At 61.0% G+C, this 3376-nt stretch carries 3 protein-coding genes; 2 read left to right on the forward strand and 1 reads right to left on the reverse strand.

The features are described 5' to 3' along the window. The first annotated feature begins 89 nt into the window (after positions 1-89). Positions 90-992 carry an alpha/beta hydrolase gene (locus ET21_RS0105735; protein WP_030538905.1) on the forward strand — a complete coding sequence of 301 codons (903 nt, stop codon included), beginning with the start codon at positions 90-92 and terminating at the stop codon, positions 990-992. A gap of 120 nt (positions 993-1112) precedes the next feature. Continuing rightward, positions 1113-1298, forward strand: coding sequence for an NAD(P)-binding protein (locus ET21_RS0105740; protein WP_030538906.1), 186 nt, complete (start codon positions 1113-1115; stop codon positions 1296-1298). Positions 1299-1410: 112 nt separating this feature from the next. Here ET21_RS0105740 and ET21_RS0105745 read toward each other — a convergent pair. Then, positions 1411-3376: Tn3-like element IS1071 family transposase (locus tag ET21_RS0105745; protein ID WP_037470342.1), on the reverse strand; the 1966-nt coding region annotated here is incomplete at its 5' end.

The following is a 3376-nucleotide window of genomic DNA, read 5'->3' on the forward strand; positions in this document are numbered from 1 at the left end:
GTGCTAGCTTTGCGTACCGTCACTTATTGCACTGAAAACGAGGAGACCCCATAATCCGGCGTTGCTCACCACAACCAAAGGAGACAAGCATGGGTACTTCACCCCAGTCTGATTTTTTGCGCGCGCTGTACCAGTCCTGGTCAGACCGCATGGCCGCCAACCCCGCGATGACCCTCGCCGACCTGCGCAGCCTGTGCGACGAGTGCCATCAACCCACGCTCGAGCCTGAAGGCGTGACCTACAAGTCGGACGTGCTCGCCGGCGTGGAAGCCATCTGGGCCCTGCCCCATGGCGCAGACACCAAGAAGGTCATCCTGTACACGCACGGCGGCGGCTTTGTCGTGGGCTCGGCCGCCAGCTGGCGCAAGCTGGCCGGTCACCTGGCCAAGCACCTGGGCGCGACCGCGGTGGTGATCGACTACCGCCGGGCGCCCGAGCATCCGTATCCGGCCCAGATCGAGGATTCGACGGCTGTCTACAAAGAACTGCTGGCGCGTGGCTTCAAAGCAGCCGACATCGTCACCAGCGGCGACTCGGCGGGCGGCAACCTGGCCATCTCCACGGTGCTGAAGCTGCGCCAGGACGGCGTGGCGCTGCCGGGCGCGGTGATTGCCTTTTCGCCCTGGCTCGACATGGAGCATGTCGGCAAGACGCTGCAGACCAACGCGGCCACCGACGCCTTTATCAGCAAGGCCCTTCTGGAGGGCGTATCGGGCATGTTCCTGGGCGAGAAGGGCTCACGCACCGACCCGCTGGCCAATCCGCTGAAGGCCGACTACACGGGCTTTCCGCGCCTGTACATCAACGCCGGCAGTGCCGAAACCCTGCTGGACAACGCGCAAGACCTGGAGCGCATCGCCAAGGCGGCGGGCGTGAACGTCACGCTATCGGTGGGGGACGGCATGCAGCACGTCTTCCCGCTCCTGGCGGGTCGCGCCCCCGAGGCCGACGACGAGCTGCGGCGCATTGCCCAGTGGTTCAAGGGCGCCTGAGCTCCAGTTAGCCAAGACCCCGAGGCCGAGGAGCCTTGGGGAAATTTTCCTCATTGCAACAACGCAGGCCACTACGTCGCCGCCAGGCGCAGCTGTGGCCGCAACTTAGAGAGACTCACCATGAAAAACACCAAACATCTGGACGCAATCGTCATCGGCGCCGGCTTTGGCGGCATGTACATGCTGAAAAAGCTGCGCGACGAGCAGGGCCTGAAAGTGCGCGTCTTCGACAAGGCCGGCGGCGTGGGCGGCACCTGGTACTGGAACCGCTACCCGGGGTCTCCTCGTTTTCAGTGCAATAAGTGACGGTACGAAAAGCTAGCACTGGCGCGGAGGTGGTGTTGGTAGATCGTTGATTTCATTGACTTTCCTGTTCACTTTCAAATCTGCGATTCGTGGCGTCAAACCGTGGTCGGTTTCATCCATTGGTGCCAGTTATCGATGCATTTGGCCGCGAAGGCAGGATTTGGTCAGCATAGCGGTCAACCGGGAAGCGAAACACACCCCGCAAGTTGATGCTCTCCAGCCTGGTGGGCGCAATCTTCCCGATCAGTTCCGGTGGAATGACCTGGCGGCGGTTCGACCAGCGATCCAGGACCGCCTGCATCTGTGAGGTATTCCACGCCATCACGATGTTGGCCATCAGGCTCAACGCATCGGCCACAGCCTGCATTTCATCGACACGTTTGGCCTGCGCCGGGCTGATCCGGCCGGTATAAATGGCGCGCTTGAGGGCGTTAACAGCCTCGCCCCGATTGAGCACCCGGCGCAACTCGTTCCTGAAAGCGTCCTTGACAAAGTAGTCAGCCAAAAACGCCGTACGCAGCAACCGCCCCAATTGCACGCCAGCCTCATAGATTGGATCGCCCTGGGCGGCAGAACCGAACCGCGCAAGAGCTGCCACCGCACTGGCATGTCCGCTCATGACCGAGGCTGCCAGGTGCACCAGACTATCCCAATGCTTTTCGATCAAAGCGACGTCGACATTGGCTTCGCACACCGCAGCGATTTCTGCGGGCACTTTGGTGCCGCGTGGCACAAAGAGGTGGCGCTGTTTGAGTTCCTTCAACCGCGGGCAAAGATCAAAACCAAGCAAACGGGCATGTGACATGGCAAAGTCGGTGTAGCCATGGGTATCCACAGCAAGCTGGCTGGTCTCCAGCTTTTCTTGGCGGATGACACCTTCAATGGCCACGCCCGCCTGGCGCTCATTGAGCACAAAGGGCTGCGCATGGAAGATGCCCCACCGGTCTTTTACATGGGAGTAGATTCCAATGGAAGGTGTGTTGCGCCGAGGATCAAGCCGGGCTTGCCACACCCGTTTGGTGGTCTCCATGCTCATCATGTCAGAAGATGCCAAATCGGACCGCCCCCAGGTGGCGGCAATCGGGTGTCGCTGCATGAATTCCAGCACAGCCTGGCAGGCCTGGCTCAGACGCCGTTCGTCCCGCGCCCAGCGCATGGCCTGGCGAATGCTGGTGGCAGACAATTGCGGAATCATGCGCGCGCATTCGACCGCAGTCAGACTGGTGCCGTGGGCCATGATGCCGGCATAGACCATCAGCAGCTCGTCGGTAGAGCGCGGCTCACGTCCGAGCATGATCCAGCTAAAGCGCACCTGGGCGTCAACGGCCAGAATCACTTCCGGCAATTGAACCTCACCGATGCGGTGATCCAAAGCCGCGCGCAGCTTGGTCACTTCTGGGTCTTCGTCCTCTGCGGGCAATGGCGACAAATGGAGTTCATCATCCACGCGCAGTACGCCACTGCGGGCTGCAGCGGCCACCGCATCGACACCGGCAGTTACTCTGGCCAGCAAAGGCTTCAAGAAAGTGGCAGCCTTGCTGGGTAACGATAGACGGGCATAGTGTTTCTTGGACTCTGCCTGCCAACGCTCGTCCGTGAAGAACAAGCGCGCACGACCCCGAAAGCTCAGGCTGTGCTCAATCCAGACCGAGCCATTGCGCACCGCGCGGCGCAGGGCAAACAGGGTGGCCACCTCCAACGCCTGAAACGCCCGTTCCCGGTCTGGGCTGGAGATCGAAACCTGCCAGATCATTCCCAGACTTGGTGCCACCACTTCAACTGGCAGCTTTCTGGATCCTTTGAGATATAAAGCTTGCAGCTTGGCAAGGTACTCGATGGCAGGATGCTCGCCGGTGGCCTGCCAGGGCAGCTTTGCAATGGCGACGAGCAACGACCGCACGGGGCGAATTCCATCAATCAATCCCTCGCGGACCAGGGAGGCCCTGCTCGGTGGTTTGCGTTTCTGGGTTTCGGTGATCAAGGCTTCAAGACGGGCACGCAACTCAGCATCTGGCACCGCACCTTGCGCGCTCAAGGCAACAAGTTCGCCGAGCAGCGTTTTGTACATTGCGGCCCAA

The sequence above is a fragment of the Sphingobium sp. DC-2 genome (assembly GCF_000722555.1).
In the GTDB taxonomy this organism is placed as follows: Bacteria; Pseudomonadota; Alphaproteobacteria; order Sphingomonadales; family Sphingomonadaceae; genus Sphingobium; species Sphingobium quisquiliarum.

What these genes read in the sequence shown, in the direction of transcription:
- ET21_RS0105735 (WP_030538905.1), top strand. Translation starts at nt 90, where the DNA reads ATGGGTACTTCACCCCAGTCTGATTTTTTGCGCGCGCTGTACCAGTCC.
- ET21_RS0105740 (WP_030538906.1), top strand. Translation starts at nt 1,113, where the DNA reads ATGAAAAACACCAAACATCTGGACGCAATCGTCATCGGCGCCGGCTTT.